13 protein-coding genes and 1 CRISPR repeat array are annotated in these 17,919 nt (G+C 56.4%); of the genes, 8 read left to right on the top strand and 5 right to left on the bottom strand.

The features are described from left to right. The first annotated feature begins 260 nt into the window (after positions 1-260). From J3U88_RS29730 to J3U88_RS29715, 4 genes are all read left to right on the top strand, one after another. Complete coding sequence (locus J3U88_RS29730) at positions 261-773, top strand: type III secretion system chaperone (RefSeq protein ID WP_207862663.1); 513 nt, start codon at positions 261-263, stop codon at positions 771-773. A 44-nt stretch (positions 774-817) separates the two neighbouring features. Further along, positions 818-1,312: a type III secretion system chaperone gene (locus tag J3U88_RS29725; protein ID WP_207862662.1), complete on the top strand. Its 495-nt coding sequence runs from the start codon at positions 818-820 to the stop codon at positions 1,310-1,312. A gap of 49 nt (positions 1,313-1,361) precedes the next feature. Then, entirely contained in the window at positions 1,362-3,434 is a 2,073-nt protein-coding gene (locus J3U88_RS29720) for a hypothetical protein (RefSeq protein ID WP_207862661.1), read from the top strand. A gap of 74 nt (positions 3,435-3,508) precedes the next feature. Then, positions 3,509-4,935: direct repeats of the CRISPR family, unit length 37 nt; unit sequence GTTTCCATCCGCGCAACGACCCGTAGGCCGTTGCGAC. A gap of 280 nt (positions 4,936-5,215) precedes the next feature. After that, positions 5,216-5,821 (top strand): histidine phosphatase family protein, encoded by a 606-nt coding sequence (locus J3U88_RS29715; protein WP_207862660.1) that lies wholly within the window; start codon positions 5,216-5,218, stop codon positions 5,819-5,821. Positions 5,822-5,874: 53 nt separating this feature from the next. Here the strand turns inward: J3U88_RS29715 and J3U88_RS29710 are convergent, their stop codons facing one another. Further along, positions 5,875-6,243: a hypothetical protein gene (locus J3U88_RS29710; protein WP_207862659.1), complete on the bottom strand. Its 369-nt coding sequence runs from the start codon at positions 6,241-6,243 to the stop codon at positions 5,875-5,877. 362 nt (positions 6,244-6,605) lie between these two features. Between J3U88_RS29710 and J3U88_RS29705 the strand changes: the two genes are divergently transcribed. The 4 genes from J3U88_RS29705 (at position 6,606) to J3U88_RS29690 (ending at position 13,324) form a co-directional block, all read left to right on the top strand. Beyond that, positions 6,606-7,298 (top strand): methyltransferase domain-containing protein, encoded by a 693-nt coding sequence (locus tag J3U88_RS29705; protein ID WP_207862658.1) that lies wholly within the window; start codon positions 6,606-6,608, stop codon positions 7,296-7,298. Between the two features lie 16 nt (positions 7,299-7,314). Beyond that, positions 7,315-8,343, top strand: coding sequence for a hypothetical protein (locus tag J3U88_RS29700; RefSeq protein WP_207862657.1), 1,029 nt, complete (start codon positions 7,315-7,317; stop codon positions 8,341-8,343). Then, positions 8,340-9,272 (top strand): sigma-54-dependent transcriptional regulator, encoded by a 933-nt coding sequence (locus tag J3U88_RS29695; RefSeq protein WP_207862656.1) that lies wholly within the window; start codon positions 8,340-8,342, stop codon positions 9,270-9,272. The genes J3U88_RS29700 and J3U88_RS29695 overlap by 4 nt, the downstream gene beginning before the upstream one ends. Positions 9,273-10,318: 1,046 nt before the next feature. Further along, on the top strand, positions 10,319-13,324 hold the full coding sequence (locus J3U88_RS29690) for a TonB-dependent receptor (RefSeq protein ID WP_207862655.1): 3,006 nt from the start codon (positions 10,319-10,321) through the stop codon (positions 13,322-13,324). 342 nt (positions 13,325-13,666) lie between these two features. Here J3U88_RS29690 and J3U88_RS29685 read toward each other — a convergent pair whose 3' ends face one another. The 4 genes from J3U88_RS29685 to nrfH form a co-directional block, all read right to left on the bottom strand. After that, positions 13,667-14,008 carry a hypothetical protein gene (locus J3U88_RS29685; protein ID WP_207862654.1) on the bottom strand — a complete coding sequence of 114 codons (342 nt, stop codon included), beginning with the start codon at positions 14,006-14,008 and terminating at the stop codon, positions 13,667-13,669. Between the two features lie 590 nt (positions 14,009-14,598). Then, the gene (locus tag J3U88_RS29680; protein WP_207862653.1) at positions 14,599-15,006 is read right to left on the bottom strand and encodes an NHL repeat-containing protein; all 408 of its coding nucleotides are present in this window, start codon (positions 15,004-15,006) and stop codon (positions 14,599-14,601) included. Between the two features lie 363 nt (positions 15,007-15,369). Next, the gene (locus tag J3U88_RS29675; protein ID WP_207862652.1) at positions 15,370-16,836 is read right to left on the bottom strand and encodes an ammonia-forming cytochrome c nitrite reductase subunit c552; all 1,467 of its coding nucleotides are present in this window, start codon (positions 16,834-16,836) and stop codon (positions 15,370-15,372) included. A gap of 23 nt (positions 16,837-16,859) precedes the next feature. Next, positions 16,860-17,423, bottom strand: coding sequence for a cytochrome c nitrite reductase small subunit (gene nrfH, locus J3U88_RS29670; protein WP_207862651.1), 564 nt, complete (start codon positions 17,421-17,423; stop codon positions 16,860-16,862). Between the last annotated feature and the right edge of the window lie 496 nt (positions 17,424-17,919).

Genomic DNA, 17,919 nt, shown 5'->3' with positions numbered 1-17,919 from the left:
TTCTACCCGAGACACCCGTTTTCGATAAATGAATTTTTCACACCAAAAGAATGAGTTGATCCAAATGACGCTCATGAACCCATCCCGGTTCATGAGACTGATTCGATGGCCGTCACCGCCCAACACCACGTCAAACGAGCCACCGGGGTGAATAACCCACGAGCCGTAAAAACACTGAATCTCACAAGATGTTTTGCAACTAAGTGACGAGTTCACTAGAATAACGCTAAGTCAACATTTTTTCACATAGCGGGTAGCCCATGGACGACCAGGAGATTTTTCGCGAGGTCGTGTCGGGTTTGTCGGAGGCGTTCGGCGGACCGGAAGCACGATTCAAAAGTGATGATTACGCCCACCTTGTTTACGACAACCAGGTTGTCTTCAGTTTCCAGTACTTTGCGGAACGAAAAGCCGTGGTGGTTTTCGTCATTTTGGGACGGGTTCCCGAACACGTGCTCCCCAAAGTTTTGGAACACTGTCTGTTTTCCAATCTTTTTTGGCAACGCACGCGCGGCGCAACCCTCGCCTTTGACGACGACCGACAATCCCTTGTCCTGCAACACCGCATTCAACTGGTGGGCCTCAATCCCGCCGATTTCCAAGAAAAGGTGACCCATATGGCCGAGGTTGCCGCCGTTTGGTCCGACATTCTCCGACGCGCCGCCCAGATGGCGCCGACCGAAAACCAGGATGCGGCGCCAACCGATCATGTTCCATCCGAACCAACCGGCGCCGCGCCCAGCTTCCATTTCGACCCCGGCCGCTTTGCCTAACCACTCCTGATCTCGGCGGCATCCTCACATAGAAAGAAGGCTTTATGATGAAACAACAGCTTATTACTCAAGCCACGGAACTGGCGGAATCGCTGCACCTTGAGCCACCGGAATTCAGCGAAGAAGGTTTGGGCATGCTCCGGTTTCCCGAGGGCATTGAGCTTAATCTTCAGTATTTGGCCGCGGATGAATCCTGTTTGTTGTTTGTCATCCTGGGTCAGTTACCGGAACGCAACCGGGAAAACATCATCGAATACGCGATGACCTCCAATTTGTTTTGGCGACGCACCAGCGGGGCCACCCTCGCCTACGAAAAAGAATACGCCTCGATGGTTTTGCAGGATCGTTTGCCGCTCCTGGAACTGGAGCCCCATATTTTGCGGGAAACCGTGGAAGGCATGCTGGAAACGGCCGAATTATGGACCGCCATCGTCAAAAAATCCAACGAGGTAGCGGAAGAGGGCAACCAAAACGAGGCTGCCAAACCCCTTGATGCGGCGCAACTGATGCAACAGTTTGATCCCCGCCAATTTGCTTAACCCAGGCCGGGCCACCCCGACCAAGTTTTACCGGTGAAGGGAGTAAACTATGTCGATTTCGCGATCGCAAATGCAAAACTTCGGCAACAAAATTGAAGACCAGTCGGCCAGGCTCAGCAAGCTGTCGAACAGCAAGGTGGTCGGTCAAGAGACGCCCACCTCCAGCAAACAAAATACCGCCATTTTTAATGCGCTCAAAACCACCTTGGAGTCCCACTACACCCCGGCCATCGCCCGCGAGGCGATGAACGAAATTCTCAATACCAGTTTCGAAGACAACTTCGATGCCGCCGCCCACGTGCGCACATCCGGCCTGACCGGCGACGATATTGTCGACATTATTAGCCAGGCCGATACCCTGCGTGAACAACTCCTTGACGGACCGGTGGATCGGCAAACGGCCACCAAGTTGATCATGAACAAGTTCGACGACGAAATGGAATGGCCCAACAACCTCAACAACACCCAAAAGGGTTATGTCCGCACCGCCGTGGAAAGTGTGATCAACAAATTCGCGGGCGTCCACGGTACCTCGGCCGACAAGGTGGTGATGTTGGTGGGCCGCGCCCTGGCCCAAAAAGCTTCTGATATGAAAACGGCGGGCCAAGGCGATCAAATCTCCAATTCCATGCGCGCCATGACCATTGAATTAAAAACGGCCATTGTCAACGACAGTATCGATGCCGCCATCAACGGCGATCACTCGATGGGGAATGTGGTGCGCGCCCTCGCCCCCAAACTCTCCATGGGCAAAGTCGATCACGCCGCGGTGGAACGGGGCATGCGCTTCGACATGGTGAAAACCATGGTCGATAAAATGTCGGACACCAAGGTCCAAGTCACCGTGAAGCAGGTCGAGAAAGAAGTCGATCTCAAGGAGATTTTTAACCCCAACACCAATGTTTGGAAAGATCTCAGCATGGACGACCGCGAGGTAGCGGTGAAAGCGTTCATGAAACTTCACGCGGAAACCCACGGCTACCCCAACGAGGTAGAACTGCAACTCAACCAGAGTTCGGACTCGGCGGAGCGCAGCAAGTTGTTTGGCACCAACAACATGAACCTGCGCGCCCAAACCATGGAAAGCAACGACCCAACCTTGATTTTCAAAACACTGGCCCACGAATTAACCCACAGTTACCAGTTTTCGATCTTGGACGGCACCAACACCAACAGTGATTCCATTCCCCAGGTGGTTAAGGATCGGCTCGAATTTGACTTGGCCACGCGGACCTTCACCAAATCGGACCACCATGTGCGTGATTTCGAGCACAACGCCAACCTCTATGTCCGTGACTTCACCGAACGGGGCGCGGTGGAAAGCGAGTGGGTGGCCGGTCAATTGTTGCAGGGTTCGAACGCCTCGCTCACCGATTTCGTCAAGGTCACCCACAACTTACAGGACGGCATGGCGGGCCATATCCGCATGCAGGAGTGGACGCAATCCCTCGACATCCAATCGAACCTGGCCACCAACTCGGAAACGCAGCTGGAGGAGGTGCACAACCTGACCGACGCCGCCAGCACCGCGCTGGAAATCGGCAGCCTCGGCACCAACATGTCCTACCTCAAGGAAGGCGAGTTACTGCTCAACAACATCGACTACGACGGCATGAACAAACAGGACATCACCAAGTACAGCACAACGACCGTTGGTGATTTAACCAACCTGCTGGGCCGGCTGCGCTCGTCAGACGAGGCCAAACTGTTCGCCCGTCAGCAGCTCCCCCGTTTTCAGTTGGCGTTGGCCCAAAACACCAACGATCCTTCATTGGCCAAAACCACGGCCAATCGCGCCCTGAGCAACATGACGGAACTCTTAAAAACCGAGATGCCGGTCCCCAAACGGCTGGAGTACCTGAGCAACACGACGGCGTTTTTGGAACTTTCGGGCAAGTCGGACGGTAACAAAATGAAAGCGTTACAGGAGCACGCGGAAAGCATCGCCACCTTGGTGGACGGCACCGACAACAAGTTCCACCACGACAAGGCGCTGGAAGTGTTGGGCGAAATGCTCGACACCGCCACGAAGCTCAACGGCGGCAACAAATACGACCAAAACGTGCTGGCGATCCAAACAGCCATCGAAACCGTCACCAAAAGCCGCCAACCCCTGCTTTAGGCCGCGATCACGAAGCGCAACGACCCGTTGGCTGTTGCGACGCACTATGGATGCACTAAAACAACCAGGTCCGCGTTGACATCCGCGCAACGACCCGTAGGCCGTTGAGACCAGTTTGCTTGGGTCCTCTTCTCGGACTTTTCTGTTTCCATCCGCGCAACGACCCTTAGGCCGTTGCGACGCGCCATCGAGATATGCCGCGCGGTATACAGCGTTTCCATCCGCGCAACGACCCTTAGGCCGTTGCGACTACGGTGTGTTTTGCGTGTTGGATAACACGCAAGTTTCCATCCGCGCAACGACCCTTAGGCCGTTGCGACTGGTCATCGAACAGGCCGGAACCGGTGGAGACGTTTCCATCCGCGCAACGACCCTTAGGCCGTTGCGACGTGGTGGCCCTATTGATCCGGGCGACCCAGACGTTTCCATCCGCGCAACGACCCGTAGGCCGTTGCGACGAGTTGGCCCAATGATGAACATCGAGACTCACGAGTTTCCATCCGCGCAACGACCCGTAGGCCGTTGCGACTTTCCCGGCGGCCGTGAATGGCGGCGAGGACTGTTTCCATCCGCGCAACGACCCGTAGGCCGTTGCGACTTTCCCGGCGGCCGTGAATGGCGGCGAGGACTGTTTCCATCCGCGCAACGACCCGTAGGCCGTTGCGACGTAGCAACCCGTCTGTTACCGGTAAGACCACGATGTTTCCATCCGCGCAACGACCCGTAGGCCGTTGCGACTTTGTACACCTCGGCCGGCGACTCCGTGGTGATGTTTCCATCCGCGCAACGACCCGTAGGCCGTTGCGACATCAAGGCAGGCCTCGCCGATTTTACCGGCGAGTTTCCATCCGCGCAACGACCCGTAGGCCGTTGCGACGTTTGGGCTAAAGCCGAGGAGATGCCGGGCGTGTTTCCATCCGCGCAACGACCCGTAGGCCGTTGCGACCGGCTGTGTGGCGTGGCGTCGGCCTTTTCCCAGTTTCCATCCGCGCAACGACCCGTAGGCCGTTGCGACATTCCGCGGGACGTGTTATCTCGAACTGAGGTAGTTTCCATCCGCGCAACGACCCGTAGGCCGTTGCGACTGTTCAAACAAGGCATCTACTTTGATAGCATCGTTTCCATCCGCGCAACGACCCGTAGGCCGTTGCGACTTGCCTAGCCGAGCTAATCGGCTAGCCCTCTACGTTTCCATCCGCGCAACGACCCGTAGGCCGTTGCGACCTCGCCGATGATCTTTTGAAGCGCATTAACGAAGTTTCCATCCGCGCAACGACCCGTAGGCCGTTGCGACCCCGTCGAACTGCGACACCCACGGGAAAATGGTTTCCATCCGCGCAACGACCCGTAGGCCGTTGCGACTGTGTTGATGCTCATCTGCCCCGGTACCGGCGAGTTTCCATCCGCGCAACGACCCGTAGGCCGTTGCGACGTCAGCTACATGCATTACCGCGCCCAGAGGATGTTTCCATCCGCGCAACGACCCGTAGGCCGTTGCGACTGCAGCCTTTTTAACACACTTATTCCCAGTATGTTAAGAGGCCGATTTCGCAGATGTCTGTTTTTGGCACCTTTGAAATCTTGCGAATTTTCGCTAGCTTTCACTAACCTACTCAAATCATTTGACTTATAAAATCCGCCGAAGTCCCGGGTTTTTATGTTCGCTTGGGGTCGGCGGGCGCCTATTTTTTGCCCAAACCCGGCTTGGTATCACAGGGTACAACCAGCAACCCACTTTGCCGGCGCCTTGATGTATGATGGGCCCGCAACACGGGGAGGCGATGATGGAAGCTTGTCAGATTTATTTGGTGCGCCATGGGGAAACAGCTTGGAATGCCGAGGGCCGCATCCAAGGCCAAACCGATATCGAACTCAACCAGGTTGGCCGCGATCAGGCCGAGGCGCTGGCCCTCAAACTAGCGAATACTACCTATGACGCGATTTTTGCCAGCGATTTAAGCCGCGCCCGCGATACCGCCGCGCCCGTCGCCCGCCAAAAAGGGCAAGCGGTCATCGAAGCACCGCGCCTGCGCGAACTCGACTTCGGCGATTACGAGGGCCGCCTCGCCGTCGAACTCAAACAACAGTTCCCCGATTGGTTCAAACGGTTTGCCTCCACCACGCCCGAATTCTCGGTACCCAACGGCGAAACCTATGCCGCGTTTTTCCAACGGGTTACCCAGGCGCTGGGGAACATGGCGCGGGAACGACAAGGCCAACGCTTGCTGGTCGTCGTCCACGGCGGGGTGGTGAGCTGCGCCTTGCGTCGCGCGCTGCCGCCGGAAGAAAAAACGCGCCGGCTCGCGATTAAAAACGGTTCGATCACCCGCATCGACATCGACGCCGCCGACACCTGGACGGTGGTTTCCAGCGACGCACTCCGCTAAAAAAGACACGCGCACGGAGCCGCGCGGCGGCAGCCCCGAACGCGAGGAAAAACCTAGTTCTTCACTTCGAGGGTCAGGTCTTGGAACGGCGCACCGGCTAAGGTGTCGTAGAACGACTTGGTGCCGCCTTTCAGGCCAATGCAACCCAGGGTACCCGGCACACCGCCGTCGGGGTGAATCCCGAAGCCGGAACGCGTGGTTTTGAACTGAGGTTCCAGCGGCAAAAAGAAACCTTGGCCGCTGGGATCACGGAAACTAGGGCCGATGGCATCGGTGAAGGACGTGACGCGGTTGCGCTTCACCAGGTATTCGCCCACGGGCAACGCACCGTTGCCGAAAGGACCGGAAACGGCCTCCCAGGATTGGCCTTTCGCGGGCCAAGAGAGTCGTTCGTCAGAGATAGAATATTCGAGATCTGCCATTTGGTAGTGCTCCCACTTAAAAGGAATGTTGTGCCGTCTCAACACCGCGTTCCCTCATGGAAAACGGGCCGAGGCGGTTGGTTGGTCACATTCCCCCGCCGCGCGACCCTTAACCCGCGCGAACGGAGGTGAGGTACAGCGCCTTACCCGCCGTCGCGCTCTGGCAATAACAAGTCGAACAGACGGCTGTTGTGGGTAAAACGATGCTTGATGCCTATGCGCCATTCAAGTTCCACGCCACATGACCGAAAACCCCAATAAAACAAGGGCTCGGGGAAAATCTTACAGCCTTATCCATTCGCGTTAGAATGGGGTTGTTCGGCGCATCGAACGGCCTTTATTCCGAAAAAGGAACACAACCGGTGAACAAGGTTTCCTTCAACCCCTTCCATTCAGCCGCCACCGCCCTGCATGCCTGGTTGCGCGAGTGGCGCGATTACCTCGGCGAGCTAAGGTACTACACCCGTCCCCGCTTCGCCCTCGCCGATCTTTTGCTGGCATGGCTCTACCTGCCCCACAACGCCTACCGCGTCAGTCGCACCTTTCTCGAACAGCGCGGCGAGGCCGATGTCTTCCGCTACGGCGAAACGCCGCTGCGCATTCTGGCGCACATCGTCAAACGCTGCGATTTACAACCCGGCCACCGTTTTTTTGAACTTGGCTGCGGTCGCGGTCGTACCTGTTTTTGGTTGCACCTGGTTGCCGGCCTAACCACTTTCGGCATCGATTACGTGCCCACCTTCGTCCACAAGGCCGAATGGCTCAAAACCCGCCTGCTCGGCGACCGGCAGGGATTGCGGTTTGTCTTGGCCGATGTGCGCGATGTGGACTTCACCACCGCCGATGCGGTTTACCTGTACGGCACCGGCTTCGATGAAGGTTTAATCGGCGACCTGATCACGGCCATGGCCGACTTGCACCGCGATGCCTGGGTGATCACCGCCAGCTATCCGCTCACCGATTGGCCCGAATGCACCTTCTTGCAGTTGGTCGATCAAATTGAAGTGGACTATACTTGGGGACGCACCCACCTCTACCTTCACCGCCGCACCTAACACAGATTGAGGTTCCATGCCGATTAAAACCCTGGTCCCCCGCGCCGCCGGCCAATACAGCGCCTTCCCGACCTGCGTCACGGTCGGCGATTCCTTTTATCTCTTTTATCGACAGGGCCAAAAAGGCAAATGGGGCACCCACGGATTTGGGGGGACGGTGCAACGCGCGGCTTGGAACAAAGCAGCCCTCCTCACCTATTTGGAAGGACAAACCGACAGCTGTCCCGAGCCCCAGACGGCGACGCTTTTCGGCAAAACCGGTCACAACGAAATGGACGCAATTGTCAGCCCCCTCGGGGAGACAACCAGCCTGGCCACCCGGTACTTTGACAAAAACCGCGGCATGTTCTCTTTTGTCAGCTTTAGCCGCGACCTCTCCTTCCCCGACCGCCAAGCGGTCACGGTGCCCGGCCTGCACTGGTTTGTTTTTTACGGCAAAGCCTTCGTCCACGGTGACGATTTCCTGTTCCCCGCATACGGCGGCACCAAACCGGGCGTTTTGATGGAACCTTTTCTGCTGGCCACCAAGCGGACCCAACCCGGTGCGGCATGGCGCGTGTTCGCCGCGCCCGCGTCGGGAACAGACACCCTACAACTAAACGAATCCTCGCTGTGTTTTTTTGAAAACACCTGGCATTTGTTCAGCCGCAAACACGGCAAACCCTTTGCCCTCTACCACACCACCTCCCCCGACCTGAACCAATGGTCAAAGCCGGTGGAATGGCAAAGTCACGCCCACGCCCCCATGGCGGTGGTTTTTGAAAACCGCGTGTACCTCAGCTACCGCACCATCCTCTCCGACGAAAACGAGGAAGGCTGTGAGGCAAAGCCGGTGGCGGGGACGGCGCTGAGCCGTCCGTTCGAAGACGCGCCCGACCTGGTACTCGACACCTTCCCCGGCAACATCTACGACGGCGGTTACAGCGATATAACCCAACTCGACGGCCGCCTGCTGGTGGTTTATTACCACGGCAACACGGCGGGCGAACCCTACCTGCGCGCGTGGCTGCAGGACAAACCGGACGACTGGACGGTTCGCGAATGACCTGCGAGTACAGCCGCCATCCCAATTGGGAGGAACGCTACCAAACAGCCAAACGTCTGCTGGCTCAGACCAACCTGCTGGTGCTGACGGGTCCGAGCGGCGTGGGGAAAACCACCGTCGCCGAGTTGTTGCACCGCCATGGCGACCGCGATTCGGAACCGCTGTTGTTCCACCCAGCCGCGGCCATGACCCAGGGCTTGTTCGAAAGCCAAATTTTCGGCCACCAAAAAGGCGCCTTCAGCGGCGCAACCAAGGATTACGGCGGTCTGGCCGGTGCAACCGGTCAAGGCACCTTGGTGATTGAGGGTCTGGAGGATTGGCCGCTCACCGTCCAAGCCAAAATGCTGCGCTTCATTCAAGAACGCATGTACCGCGCGGTGGGCGCCAACCGCGAGCGGGTTTTTGTCGGTCGCTTGGTGTTCACCAGCCGCATTCCCTTGCGCAACCTGATGTACGAAAACGCCATCCGCGAGGATCTCTATTTCCGCCTTTCCGGCAGTGAAATCGCGCTGCCGACGCCCGCGCAACGACCGCTCGATTTCCATGCCGTCGCCGAGGCCATGTGCGCGCAACTCAAACGCGAAATGAACATCCAATCAACGCACCCGAATCAAACCGATTTGGAACACCTGCGCGGCCTGTCCCTCCCCGGCCACTTTCACGACTTGCGCAACCGCCTGCTGCAAAGCATGATCACGGACATGCCCATTGAAGCACTGAGCATCCCGGAAGAAGACCACGGCGCGGGCCTGCAACAGGGCGAACTGCCCGACACGGGCACGCTCAAGGGCGATCTGGCCAAGGTCGAGGCGGTGCTGATCCAACGCGCGCTGGAACTTTACCCCCACAATCGCAAAGCGCTGGCCAAACACCTGGGCGTCTCGCTGCGCTCCCTGCTCTACAAGCTCAAGGAACACGGCCTTAATTAGCACCCACCAAGGGTTTGGCGCCGGCAACAAACAAGCTCATCTTTACCAATCACTTACATAAAAACAACCTGATCGTGGTTAGGATTTCGTCCGCCGCGAGCCATACGGAATAAATTTCAAAAAGTTTCTAGGGGAAATGCAAAGCCCGTTCGTTTTTTCGGATAACCGGGCGGGTGAGACGCATTGGACTTCAAAAACCAGCGCAATATACCCCAAAAAAAATGTCCGGTTTTTCTGCTAAAAATCGCTAATCACAAGTAAGACTGAGCAAAACCAAAAGTTCGGTGGAGGGCGTCACGACGCCGGGCCGTTCATGAAGGTTTACGATTTATCAAATCGGCAACGCCCCGCCGTTATGCGAATAACAGCCGCCGGTGGGACGCGCACTCAGTGTTCAAGGTCGTTTTGGGACTTTGACCCCCGTGGGAATCCTCGGTCGCCCGGGTCAGGCACCGTTGCTTTTCGCCATAGGGAACCACGCGCTACCCCTGGATCGCAGGATTCAGGCGAAGTCATTTGCACCCCTGTTCTGAATGGAACCGGTGGTGATCACCAGAGATCAAGCCACGCGTGGGTACGTAATTGATCTCATGGAAGACCCTTTTTGCCGATGCCGACACCCGGATTGGGGACTGCCGCCTTGCGGTTGTTTCATCCATTCCCATCCGTCTCGTGTCATTGCGGCATCGGTTCCATTTTTCGTGGCGAACACAATGTTTCGTCCTGTTACCTAAATTGAGCGATTCTTGGCGGGACACTCGCACAACCTGTTGGGCTGTAACTTGTCGTGAAAATGCTCGACGTACTTTACAAGTACGCCTGTGCTTTTCCCAACAAGTTTCGCACCAACATCTTGCACGATTGCCTCCACCCGAATCGCACACTTTAGGTTCTATTTCCCTCAACCGAGGGTCGTATCTCCCTCAGCCGAGGGCCGTAACATGGCGACCGAGCTCGTCTATGGCCTTGCTATGTCTCGATTTGGGTCACTCGCAATAATGAGGACCCGGCTGCGAATCCTATTGTTGAAACACAAGGAGAAAATCATGGTTATTTCCAAATACCGCAAGGTATGGTGCCTGTGGTGCGCCTTTTTTGCGCTCACACCCGCTTTCGCCCAACAAACCGGCAACTTAACCGGCACCGTTGTCGATGAACTCGGCGGCCCGCTTCCCGGCATCACGGTGTTGCTCGAATCACCGGCGTTGCAGGGCTCGCGAACCCTGGTCACCGCGGAGAAAGGCCTGTTCCTGGCCCGTCTGCTCCCGCCGGGCACCTACCAAATCACCGCCACCATGACCGGCTTCCAAACGCTCAAACAGGAAGCCAGGGTCACCATCGGCGCCACCGCCCGCGTGAGGATGGTGATGCGGCCGGAAAGCACCCAAGAGGTTTTGATTGTCACCGCGGATCGCGAAACAGCCTTGGACACCCACCAAATTTCCAGCAACTTCGACGGCGATTTTGTGGAAAAGTTGCCCCGCGCCCGCGACCTCGAATCCATCGCCACCTTGGCACCCGGCGTCACCAACGGCCCGGTCAACAGCGGCATTTCCATTAACGGCGCCGCCTCTACCGAAAACGTGTTCATGCTGAACGGCGCCTTTATTAACCAGGACGGCATTCGCGGCGCGGCCGACGACCTCTTCATCGAGGACGACATCGAGGAAACCCAGGTGATCACCGGCAATGCCTCGGCCGAGTTCGGTTTCTTCGCGGGCGGCATGGTCAACAGCATCACCAAGTCCGGCGGCAACGAATTCCACGGCACCTTCCGCACCCAACTGAGCAACGAAGATTGGACGGCGCGGAACCCACTGGAATTGCAAGCCGGAAGCGAAAACGTCGACAAAATCAACAAGGAATTCACCTTCACCGCCAACGGGCCCATCATCAAGGACCGCTTGTGGTTCGCCACCTCGGGCCGCAAATTCGACACGGAAATCACCAACCAACTCCAGCAAGGTTCCCCGCTCTCCGACGAACAAGCCCAGGCCTTGGGTCTCCCGACGGGCCAAACGGCACCGGGCGCCGAGAGCTTTAACACCGAAACCACCCGAACGCGGATGCAACTGAAACTGACGGGCACCCTTTACGAGGGCCACACCCTGGTCGCCTCTTATTTGGAAGACGAAGTCGATGTCGCGGAACGCCAGGTATTTAGTTCTCTGGACCGCGGCGCACTTGCCCCGAACTCGGCCTATCCCAGCGATTTGACCACCCTGAACTACCGCGGCCTGTTGAGCCCGGCCTTAACGGTCGACGCCAACTACGCGATTCGCAACAGCTCCTTGCAAACCGGTTTCGCGGACAGCGACCGCATCTCGGGCACCAACCTGGTTCACCGCGACCAAAACAGCGCCTTCAGCCACGCGCCCTTTGGCAACGGGGCCACGAACCAACGCAACAGCCACAACTGGAACCTGAAATTCTCCTACTTCCTCAACACCCCGAAGCTGGGTTCCCACGACATCACCTTCGGCGGGCAAGGCATCACGGAAGAACGCAACGAGAACAACCACCAATCCCCCAACGGTTGGCAATTGCGCCCGCGTTGGACGCGCTGGGACGGCGACCAGGTGGTGCCGATTTTCACCCCGGGCACGGACGACGCCACCGCGGCTTGGATTCTGTACTTTCCGGTAGCCAACATTTCCCAGGGCAGTGATTTCACCACGCGGGCGGCCTTCCTCAACGATGTGTGGACCCTGAACGAACACTTCTTTTTCAACGTGGGCCTGCGTTATTCGCAGAACCGCACCGCCGCCGAGGACGGCCAAGAACTGTCGAGCACCAACAACCTCAGCCCGCGTCTGACCGCGACCCTTGATCCCTTCGGTGACGGCGTGCATCAGGTCAGCCTGGGTTACAACGTCTACGAGGGCAAGCTGAACGACGCCGCCCAGGACGGCTCCACCGCGGGGACGCCGGCGGTCATTCAATGGCTGTACAACGGCCCGCAAACGGAACAAATCGCCGATGTGTTCCAGTGGATGGAGGAGAACTTCGAGGGCGGGGTGGCCGCGGCCGAGGCGTTGGACCCCGATGTGCTCAACAACCAGTGGAGCATTTACAACACCTACACCCCGGAAGTCACCCCGGAAGCGCTGCCGATTGTGGTCGGCGAAGGCGGCTTGGACGGTGTTGAAGTGACGGAGTTCAGCTTGGGTTACAAACAAAAGCTGGGCAACCGCGGTTACTTCAAAACCGATTTCATCCTGCGCGAGTACGGCAACTTCTTGGCCCGCAACATCAACAGCACCACCGGCCGCACCACCAACGGCGTGGACCGCACCGTGCTGGCCAACGACAACGGCAACTACGAACGCGATTACAAGGGTTTTAACCTCTCCGGTCAATACCGCTTCGCGGACAACTTCAACCTGGGCGGCAACTACACCTTCGCCCAAACCAACACCAACATTGTTGGCGAAACCAGTGGTTCCGGCGCGGTGGCTACCTCAACCACCACGACCTATCCCGAATTCAACCACCCGCGCACCAACCTGACGGGATTGGCCGAGGACATGAGCGAACACAGCCTGCGCTTGTGGGCGGCCTACGACCTGAACACCACCGTCGGTGACTTCACCTTCAGCACGCTCGCGAGTTATTTCTCGGGTACGCCCTACGGCATGTCCTACAGCATCCCCATTCGCGGTCGGGAAACGGAATTCGGTTTGCCCGATCCCGCCACCCTGCCCTACCGCAGTCCACCGCGCAGCATCAACTACGACATCACCGACCCCGACGCGTTGAAATGGGACGCCATGACCTCGGTCGACCTGGGCGTCAACTACAGCTTGCGGTTGATGAACCGGTACGAACTGTTCATGCAAATCGACATTAACAACCTGTTCAACAGCGACAGCCAAATCGACGGCAATAAAACGGTTTCCGCCATTTCGGGCGCACCGGCCTTCGACCTGGCCACGGAAACCCCGGTCGAAGGGGTCCACTACCAACGGGGCAGCCGTTTCGGACAAGGCACGGTCGCCGCCCACTACCAAAACCCACGCACGATCACGATTGACCTGGGTTTCAAATTCTAAATCAAACCTTTGCAGAAGGGTGGGTTTGACATCTGGGTGAAACCCACCCAACCTCGAACGGGCGACGTCAGGGCAAGACGTCGCCCTTTTTTTACCTAAGAAGCGCGATAAGAGCGAGGGATTTTGGTTAAAGATCTGGAGCGAAATGGTTTGGAAAAAGCGGACCGGGGTCGCGCCCGACCGCACCCATTGGGTGCGGTGAGCATTTTCACAGACCGTTGCAGCCCAGAGGTTTATCCAAAATCACCGCGAGTTATCGCGCTTCTTAGGTTTTATGCCTGCTCTTTGAAAACGCCACTATATTTGAAGAATCAAATCCTTAAATCAAAAAAAGTGCGCAGGTTATTGATGATTCTTGTTTGCCAAGAAACGCTCGAGTTCTGAAAGCGGAACCCGCCGAATAAACACTTCTTCATCCTCGTAGCAATTAACATAAGCATAGCCATTATGTTTCATAAGAACTTTAAAAATATAATCATTGGGACGCCCTCTTATGGGAATGCGCTTACCCGTCAAATCAAACGCAAAGTCGGGTTTTAATCGGCCTGGCCGCAACATCCCAAAAGCGACCAGATGATCATCGACCGTGTAATCCACTCGGAGGATGGGAGAAAAAAAATCAGGAAAATGAAATTCTGTCGGCGTAACTTCAAGAGCATGATGTGCCTGCATCATTGAAAGCATCTTTTTTGCAGTCTCCTCTCCCCAGGCCTTATCAAAAGGAACAAGACGAACCTGTTCCTCAACCTAAATTGAGCGATTCTTGGTGGCGCACTTGCTCAACCTGTTGGGCTGCAAGGTGCAGTAAAAATGCTCGACGTACCTTCCAGGTACGCCTGCGCTTTTTCCAACACCTTTCGCTCCAACATCTTAAGCAATTGCATCCACCCGAATCGCACACTTTAGGTTCAAGCACATGAAACAAGGTTCCACGGTGGGTGTCGAAAACACGAATTAAAAATCGATTCTTGTCGGCTTTCGCAAGCCGATGCCGCTGCTTGGAAAATGCGGGTGGAATCGGCCTGCCTGCTGGGTTGAATCGATTCCCTTCAAAGGTGGTATCATGATCAACATCTAATACCTTTTGCTCCTTAAAATCTTTTGAAAACCAAATGAGCTCAACCTTACCGCTCGTGAGTGGCCGTTTATACCTAAGAAGCGCGATAAGAGCGTGGGATTTTCGTTAAAGATCTGGAGCGAAATGGCTTGGAAAAAGCGGAAGCGCACCCAGTGGGTGCGGTGAGCATTTTTACAGGCCGTTGCAGCCCAGAGGTTTAGCGAAAATCACCGCGAGTTATCGCGCTTCTTAGGTTATAGGCAATCCAACTTTTACCGGTAGGGAACCAATCGGCATCAAAAGGTTTCTTGATCTTCTGGAGTGGCTTCCCTCTTGAATCGAAAAGCGTAAAGAAGACAGCGTCCTCAATATAAACCACCCCGTCAAAAAAGCTAATCCCGTCAGAAAAGAAAAATTCACCCGGTCCTTCTCCACGTGATCCAAATTCGTTCAGTAACGTAATTTGCTGCGAATAATGACGAATTTTGTGCTCACGGGCATCCAAAATATAAAAGGACCCATCATCTCCCTGGGCAAAATTCCTTGGAAAAAGCGGTTGAAAGAGGCCGACAGAACCAGATTGACCTATCCCAAACAAACTCAAAACACAAAAAACAATGACCATCTTTCAACCTTACATTTTCAGGACGTTCGTGACGGTGGTGCCTCCAGTCGACGTTCTCCCTACTTTGAAGCGAAAACCTAAGAAGCGCAATTAGTCACGGTGATTTTAGCGCGCGGCTTAGGTAAAAGCGTTCGCATCTAAGAGAACCAGTAACCCACGCTTAACCCAAGACGTGAAGCTGAGTCAATTTATCGGCTAAAAAACACTTCTACGCCCATTTCTCAACCCCCTCCCATAGAACACCAGGCCAAAGGCCGATGTGCCTTTCGACACCGTTGTTGTTTGGGATCGGGGCGCGCCGCGGTAGCGCCCTCCTCCAAACCAACCTGGCGTCAAAATTCAAAATTCGTGTGTGGCGCGAACTTAATGGGGTCGTGCTTTGGAAGCAGCCTGGGGTTGTTTTTCCCAATTCATCGCGGCCACGACACCCTGGCGGGCCAGGTCGGAGGCTTCGCCGAGAATGCGCGCCGCTTCCTGGGGCGCATGAAAACCCATCGAGTTTTCGGCGGCGATAAAGTCGAGGCGCCACTGCGCTTTTCGCTGGAATTCACGCGCCGCATGCAGCTGCGCGTCATTGGCGCCGGCTTCCTTGGCCGCGACAATGGCGTCGATCAGCGCAATAATCGCCTTGCCGCCGTTTTGCAACAGGCGGTGGTTGCGGTCTTGAATCACATCCACCCGCGCCTGAATCTCTTTTTCGGAAAAATGGTGGCAGGACTGACAGGCGCGACTGATGTTAAGCAGCGGTGAACGCACCCAGTGATCGCTCACTTTTAAAGCGCCGTCGCGCATATACGGCATATGGCAATCGGCGCAAGACACCCCGCTGCGCGCGTGGATTCCTTGGCTCCACAACTCGAACTCGGGGTGTTGGGCTTTCAGAATCTCGGCACCGGTTTCCTTGTGTTTGTAATCGTAAAAGCGTTCGCCGCTAGACAGCTTGGTTTCGTCCCAAAAACGCTCCTGCTGTTCAACACTCATGCCGTTCCCCCAGGGAAAGGTGAGCGGAAAATCGGAGGAACAATAGTATTCAACGTGGCATTGGCCGCAGGAGAAGGAACGCATTTCGGTGCGGGAGGCCATGGTGTTGGGATCGTAGGCGGTTTTGCGATTGCTTTCGCGCCAGGCCAAAATAGAGGGTAAATGGGGTACCTCGGCGTCGGATTCGGCCAAGGCTTGGATGCCCTTGATGAACCCCGGCCGGGTCACCCGCAAGCCCATGGTGTTGGGTTCGTGGCAATCAACACAAGAGACCGGATGGGCCTCCCCTGTTTCGTGCAGCATTTTGTTCAGCTCGGCGTAGGGTATGGCGTGGGTCCCGGTAAAACCTTTCATGGCGTCGCCGTCACCCAACTGCCGGTAGAGGGGCATAACCGAGGCGTGGCAGTGCAAACACGAACCGGACTGGGGTTTGCTCTGCCGTTCGGTTTCTTCCTGGTCGGTCAACATGTAGGCGTGGCCGCGGCGGTCGCGGTAATCAATGGCAAAGGCGTACCCCAAAAACATGCGGCGCAACCAGGGATCGCGCTCAATTTTTTGCGCGGGCAAAGCCTCGGAGCCACCGTGACCGCCGAAGCGGGTACGCGTGGAAACCGCGGTTTTTTTGTAGGATTCGTACTGGCGCGGCCAGTTTTGTCCCCATTTGGCGGGATCGGTATCGTCCTCGGTGACGGTCACCAGGGGAACAAAGGTCGCCTGGGCTTCCACTTTTCGCTCAAACACATTTAAGAGCAGCATGGTCGCGAACACACCCGCGCCAATGCCCAGGAACAGCGTCACGACCAAAAAGATGGGGCTGGTGAAGAAAGAACGCTTGTTTTGATCGGCCATCGAACCCTCCTCGCGCCGGGGTGTCATTGGTTTTTTAAGCTTTTGCGCAACTGCTGCAAACCGGCGCGGCCGGGATAGCTGTCGAGCACGCCCATGGTGGCGCGCTCGCCGTGGCCCACGTCTTGGTGGCAATGAACGCAGGAGAATTGTCCCGGCTTTGGTGCCTCGGCATCGGGAAACGCCTGGGAGGCGGTCATGCCGTGGGTCAATGCAGCGTGACACGACAGACAGTTCTGTTGCAGCGTGCGACTGTTCTTTTCATTGATTTGGATCGGTTCTTTGAAGTTCTGCAGGGTAAAGGCTTTGGAGTGGTTCCAGCCATTTTCGGCCTTGGCGAGATATTTCGCCAAACCTTCGTGGGGCAAATGGCAATCGACACAGGTGGCCGCGCTGCGATGGCTCGACTTCAACCAACTGTCGTATTGCGGGCGCATGATGTGGCAGTTAACACAGGCCTCGGGGTCTTTGCTGAAATAAGAGGTGCCCTCGGCATATTCAAAAGTGGCAACGCCGATGCCGAGACTGGTTCCGGCAACAAATACCGTAACCAAGAGCAACAGGCGCAACCGTTTATCCGAAGCATCCATGGCCTCACCTCACGCTTTATTGAGATGAATTATCAGTTGCAACTTAGGGCATTTATTTAACGAAGATACAGTTGTATTCTAGCCGACCCACGCCACATATGACACCCCTAAATCCACCTAAATCATCGCCACTTGGTTTCCCAGCCTAAGGGGAGCGAGGCGAAAAAGCACAGAGACGGCGGTCGAGCAGGCAGCCGGCCAGGAGGAGCAACAGGAAAAACGCGGCATGGTTTACGGCAGGTGGTTGATATGGGCCAAGGTCGTGGCTTGCTCCCACCAGATCTGGTTGTGCAGAAGGAAGTGGTTTGAGCGTTCCAAGCTTTCGATGCGCAGTTCACCTAAGAAGCGCGATAACTCGCGGTGACTTTCGCTAAACCTCTTATGTGTAGCGGGGCACCTCGCATCTCGGAAACCAAAAATAGCGTGATGTGATGTCCCAGCCGCTCGATTTTGAAGCTAATGTGTTTAATGCTCAGAAGCTTAGCGGAAACCCCCG

Source organism: Acanthopleuribacter pedis, assembly GCF_017377855.1.
In the GTDB taxonomy this organism is placed as follows: domain Bacteria; phylum Acidobacteriota; class Holophagae; order Acanthopleuribacterales; family Acanthopleuribacteraceae; genus Acanthopleuribacter; species Acanthopleuribacter pedis.
The sequence above is the reverse complement of the archived record's forward strand: the minus strand, read 5'-3'. Positions and strand labels throughout refer to the sequence as shown.

Bases quoted from the DNA above. Each gene is read 5' to 3' on its own strand.
- J3U88_RS29730 (WP_207862663.1), top strand. From the start codon at position 261: ATGGACGACCAGGAGATTTTTCGCGAGGTCGTGTCGGGTTTGTCGGAG.
- J3U88_RS29725 (WP_207862662.1), top strand. From the start codon at position 818: ATGATGAAACAACAGCTTATTACTCAAGCCACGGAACTGGCGGAATCG.
- J3U88_RS29720 (WP_207862661.1), top strand. From the start codon at position 1,362: ATGTCGATTTCGCGATCGCAAATGCAAAACTTCGGCAACAAAATTGAA.
- J3U88_RS29715 (WP_207862660.1), top strand. From the start codon at position 5,216: ATGATGGAAGCTTGTCAGATTTATTTGGTGCGCCATGGGGAAACAGCT.
- J3U88_RS29710 (WP_207862659.1), bottom strand. From the start codon at position 6,243: ATGGCAGATCTCGAATATTCTATCTCTGACGAACGACTCTCTTGGCCC.
- J3U88_RS29700 (WP_207862657.1), top strand. From the start codon at position 7,315: ATGCCGATTAAAACCCTGGTCCCCCGCGCCGCCGGCCAATACAGCGCC.
- J3U88_RS29695 (WP_207862656.1), top strand. From the start codon at position 8,340: ATGACCTGCGAGTACAGCCGCCATCCCAATTGGGAGGAACGCTACCAA.
- J3U88_RS29690 (WP_207862655.1), top strand. From the start codon at position 10,319: ATGGTTATTTCCAAATACCGCAAGGTATGGTGCCTGTGGTGCGCCTTT.
- J3U88_RS29685 (WP_207862654.1), bottom strand. From the start codon at position 14,008: ATGCTTTCAATGATGCAGGCACATCATGCTCTTGAAGTTACGCCGACA.
- J3U88_RS29680 (WP_207862653.1), bottom strand. From the start codon at position 15,006: ATGGTCATTGTTTTTTGTGTTTTGAGTTTGTTTGGGATAGGTCAATCT.
- J3U88_RS29675 (WP_207862652.1), bottom strand. From the start codon at position 16,836: ATGGCCGATCAAAACAAGCGTTCTTTCTTCACCAGCCCCATCTTTTTG.
- nrfH (WP_207862651.1), bottom strand. From the start codon at position 17,423: ATGGATGCTTCGGATAAACGGTTGCGCCTGTTGCTCTTGGTTACGGTA.